4 protein-coding genes are annotated in these 4614 nt (G+C 73.5%); 1 reads left to right on the forward strand and 3 read right to left on the reverse strand.

Features of this window, described 5'->3' with window-relative positions; all coding sequences use genetic code 11:
- A partial coding sequence (locus HW445_RS19375) for a CATRA system-associated protein (RefSeq protein WP_180222256.1) occupies positions 1–337 on the reverse strand: 337 nt, incomplete at its 3' end.
- Positions 338–886: 549 nt separating this feature from the next.
- Here HW445_RS19375 and HW445_RS19380 point away from each other — a divergent pair.
- Entirely contained in the window at positions 887–2893 is a 2007-nt protein-coding gene (locus tag HW445_RS19380; protein ID WP_257231166.1) for an acyl-CoA dehydrogenase, read from the forward strand.
- Between the two features lie 57 nt (positions 2894–2950).
- Here HW445_RS19380 and HW445_RS19385 read toward each other — a convergent pair whose 3' ends face one another.
- The gene (locus HW445_RS19385; RefSeq protein ID WP_180222257.1) at positions 2951–3601 is read right to left on the reverse strand and encodes a DUF4232 domain-containing protein; all 651 of its coding nucleotides are present in this window, start codon (positions 3599–3601) and stop codon (positions 2951–2953) included.
- A gap of 217 nt (positions 3602–3818) precedes the next feature.
- Positions 3819–4614 (reverse strand): FAD-dependent monooxygenase (locus HW445_RS19390; protein ID WP_374939673.1); only part of this gene is annotated, 796 nt, incomplete at its 5' end.

The following is a 4614-nucleotide window of genomic DNA, read 5'->3' on the forward strand; positions in this document are numbered from 1 at the left end:
CGTGGTCGCCCGGATCCACGCGGCCGGGACGGGCCACGTCCGCCTCGGCCACCCGGATACGGGTGATCAGCCGGTCGAGGCGTTCCGCCAGTGGCGGCGGCGGGGCCGTCAGGTCGTCCGGGCCACCGGGCATCCGCATCCTGACGGCCGGGAGGGAGTCCTCCAGGGTGTACAGGGCGAGCCGCAGGCGGTCCGGGTCCCTCCGGCGGACGGCGCCCTCCAGGCCGGTGAGCGCGCCGTCCAGCCGGGCCCAGACCGCGGGGCTCGCCACGGGCGTCGCCCCGGCTGCCTGGAGCAGGAGACGTGCTTCCTCCAGTGCGTTCCGCCAGTCGCTCAAACGGGGCCTCCCGCAGGGTCCATGTGCCGTGAACTACGGGTGACTATAGGTGAGTTGCGTCCGAGTGGGCGCTTTCGCACCGGTCGGGGACAGGAGTTGTCGATGGCGGGTCCGCAGGACCGTCGGACGGTGTTGCGGTACAGGGGTGAGGCGCTGGCGCACTTCGAGGCAAGGCAGCGGTCGCACGACCCCCGTGCCGTGCGGACCGCCGTGACACTGTGGGCCACCGCCGTGGCAAAGTTGCCGCCCGGCTCGTGGGAACGGCCGAGCTGCCTCACCGAGCTGGGCCGGTCCCTGCGGGGCTGGTTCCAGGTCACCGGGGATCTCCGGGTGCTCGACCAGGCCCCCGCCGGCGCCCGTGCTGTGGGCCGCGTACCTGCACACCGGTCCGTGACCCACGCCGCGCCGTGCCGCGGGCGGCGTCCTGCCCGCGGGGGCGGCGTCCCTCGCGGGGCGCTCGGGCCGCTCGGGCCGCCGCCGTGTCCCCCGTACGGCCCCAAGCGCCCCGTTCCACCGCTTGACCACCCGCGGGCGGGGTAGCGGAGTGGCATGGCCGCCGAAAACACGTCCGCCGACGTCACGTCCGCCGCGAGCCCGTCCGCCGCGAGCCCGTCCGCCGCCGCGGGCGGTCACGTCCGGCCCGAGATCGACGTCCCGGCACTGACCGAGGTCCTCGACGGCGAGTACGCCCGCATCCGCGACCTCGTCCGCACCAACCTGGTGACGTACGCCTCCGTGCTCGAGGAGGCCGAGGAGCTCGGCGTGGAAGCGTTCCGCGAGCGGGTGCGCGAGCTCGTGGTCGAGATGGCCGCGACGGGACAGACCGGCATGGGCTTCCCGCGCGAGTACGGCGGGGGCGGCGACATCGGAGCCTCGATCGCCGCGTTCGAGACGCTCGCCTTCGGCGACCTGTCGGTACTGGTGAAGGTCGGCGTGCAGTTCGGGCTCTTCGGCGGCGCGATCCTGCACCTGGGCACCGAACGCCACCACGCCGCGTACCTGCCGGACCTGGTCACCGGCAAGCTGATGGGCTGCTTCGCGATGACCGAGACCGGACACGGCTCCAACGTCCAGGCCCTCGGCACCGTCGCGCGCTACGACCCGGCCGCCCGGGAGTTCGTCATCACCACCCCCGACGACCAGGCGCGCAAGGACTACATCGGCAACGCGGCACGCCACGCCGAACTGGCGGTGGTCTTCGCCCAGCTGGAGGTGGCGGGGAAGTCCGAGGGCGTGCACGCGTTCGTGGTGCCGGTCCGGGTCGGCGGCGAGGCCGCGCCCGGCGTCCGCATCGAGGACGACGGCCGCAAGATGGGCCTCAACGGAGTGGACAACGGCCGCATCCACTTCGACGGCGTGCGGGTGCCGCGCGAGGCGCTGCTCAACCGGTTCGCCGACGTCACACCCGACGGCGTGTACGAGAGCTCGATCGACAACCCCCACCGGCGCTTCTTCACCATGCTCGGCACCCTGGTGCAGGGCCGGGTCTGCGTCGGCGGCGCCGGGGTCAACGTCGCCAAGGTGGCCCTTGCGATCGCCACCAAGTACGCCGACCGGCGCCGCCAGTTCGAGGCGGCCTCGGACACGGAGGAGCAGCTCCTCCTCGACTACGGCCTCCACCAGCGGCGCCTGCTGCCGCTGATCGCGCGCACCTACGCGCTGCACTTCGCCCAGGACGTGGTGCGCACGCAGCTGCACGAGGTCTTCTCCGCCACCGAGGACGACGCCCCGGCGCGGCGCCGGCTGGAGGCACGGGCCGCCGGCACCAAGGCGCTCGGCACCTGGCACGCCACCCGGGTCGTCCAGGAGTGCCGCGAGGCGTGCGGCGGCGCCGGCTACCTCACCGTCAACCGGTTCGCCGCGCTCAAGGCCGACAGCGACATCTTCACCACCTTCGAGGGCGACAACCACGTCCTGCTGCAACTGGTGGCCAAGGGGCTGCTCACCCACTACGCGAGCGAGTTCGAGGACCTGGACCAGCTCGGCATGGTCCGCTACGTCACCGGCCTCGCCGTCGAGACGGTCATCGAGAAGGCCTCGGTCCACAAGCTGCTCGAGCGGGTGCGCGACCTGCTGCCCGGCGGGGACGACTGGGACCAGGAGGCCGGACTGCTCGACTCGGAGTACCAGCTCGCCATGCTCCGCTACCGCGAGGAGCACATGCTCGCCGGGCTCGCCCGCCGGCTCAAGCGCGGGATCGACCGGAAGCGCAACCCCGGCGTCGTCTTCTCGCAGGTGCAGGACCATGTCATCGCGCTCGCCCACGCCCACGTCGAGCGGCTGGTGCTGGAGGCGTTCACCGACAAGGTGAAGGCGCAGCCCGAGGGCGGCAACAAGGTCGCGCTGGGACTGCTGTGCGACCTGTTCGCCCTGTCCACGATCGAGGCGGACCGGGCCTGGTTCATGGAGCACGGCCGCCTGACCGTCCAGCGTTCCAAGGCCATCAGCCGCGAGGTGAACTCCCTGTGCCGCAAGGTGCGGCCCCTCGCGGTCGACCTCGTCGACGCCTGGGGCGTCCCGGCGCAGATGCTGCGGGCGCCCGATCTGGTCGGCTGACCGGCGGCCGCCGTCCGCGCCCCCTCGGGCGGCGCGGACGGCGGCCGCCGGAACCCGTCACGGGGCGAGCGGGACGGCGTCCGCCGGGTCGGTGTGCCAGTTGGTCACGACCGGCTCGTCGACGAGGACGGGGCCGATCTTCAGCGACACCGGGTGGGGGTCGCCCTCGCTCACGGAGACGATGACGGTGCCGTACTCGGTGCCGGCATCGCTGTTGGTGGTCTTCGGGGCGACCCCCGCGTAGACCGTCGTGCCACCGGTGAGGGTGATCTCGTCGCCCGCGGACTGCTCGGCGGGACCGGCCTGGGTGCCGCCGGAGCCGAAGGCCATCACGGGCAGCCCGCCGGGCAGGACGCAGGTGATGCCGGACTTCGCCTTGACGGAGACCAGGACGTAGCCGCCGGCCTGCGTCTCCTCCTTGGCCGACCAGTCGAGGTCGTTGCTGCCGCAGCCCTGTCCGTAGCCGGGCTTGTCGGCCGCCGCGTCGTCGGAGGAGTCCGTGTCCTGCTCCGGGGCGTCACCGGACGCGGCGTCGCCCGAGGCGGCCCCGTCGCCCCCGTCGGCCGGGCTCTCCTGGGCGGCCTCGGCGGCGGGGCTCGAAGCGGGCGTGTCGGCACTCCCGTCGGAGCCGCTGCCGCAGGCGCTCGTCAGCAGGGCCGCACCGAGAACGACGGAAAGAGTGAGTGCGGCGTGCGAACGGCTGTTCATGGTGTCCTTTCGGTCGGCGTGCGGGGTCTTCCCGCGTGCGCCTCGTCTTCTACTGCTCGGCTGTTCCACTGCTCGGTTGTTCGATCGTGCTGTGCGTCGACGGGTCCGGCCGCGTGCGAGCGGCCGGACGCGTCGACCTCTCCTCCCGGCACCGTGTGGCCCGGGGGTGATCCGTGGGGGCCCTCCCGCGAGGGCCCTCCGAGGGGCGCGCCCGGTGTCAGCCGGCCTGCACCGCGGCCAGCACCTCGGCGCGGGACGGGCCCGGCCACGTCCAGTCCGGTCCGCCGTTCAGGGTGAGGGCCCGCTCGACCAGGCCCGGGGCGCCGAACGCACCCTCCGGGGAGTCGAGCATGCAGGCCACCTCGGTGAACGCCCGCAGCACGTCCGGGTCGGCGAGCTTCACGCCGTCCAGGGCGTTGGTGAGGTGCCAGCCCGGGTCGTCCGTCTCGTAGGGGCGGCCGGCGATCGCGGCGTCGATCTCGGCGAGCCGGTGGTGGTCCCACTCGCGCAGGCGCCCGTAGACGGGGGCGAGCGTCCGCTCGGTCACCTCGTCGAAACGCAGCGCCAGGTCGACGGTGTCCGCCAGCCCCGTGGCGGCGACCGTGTCGGCGAGCGCGGTCGCGTGGGTCATCCCCATCGACAGGCCCAGTCCGAACTGCGGGTCGGTGGACGCCCAGGCGTCACCGACGTGGAGCAGACCGGTCACGACCGGCCGTCCCTCCACCACGGTCCGCTGCATGCGGCTGTGCAGACCGGCCATGGCCTGCGGGGCGGTGATCGGCTCGCCGTCGGTCCGGCCGTCCAGCTCGGGGAGCAGCTTCACCGCCCGCTCCCAGGCGGAGGGGTCGTGCAGGGCCTTGAGGGCGTGGTCGCGGCTGGAGACCACCAGGACCGTCGACCAGGTGTCGTGGTCGGCGGGGATCACGATGGTGGACACGCCTTCGTGGTGGTTGAGCGGCCAGGGCGCCTGGGCGGGCGCGCCGCCGACGGCGCGGTAGGTCCGCGCGTAGTAG

Origin of the sequence: Streptomyces sp. UH6 (assembly GCF_013421635.1) — a bacterium.
Lineage (GTDB): Bacteria > Actinomycetota > Actinomycetes > Streptomycetales > Streptomycetaceae > Streptomyces > Streptomyces abyssomicinicus.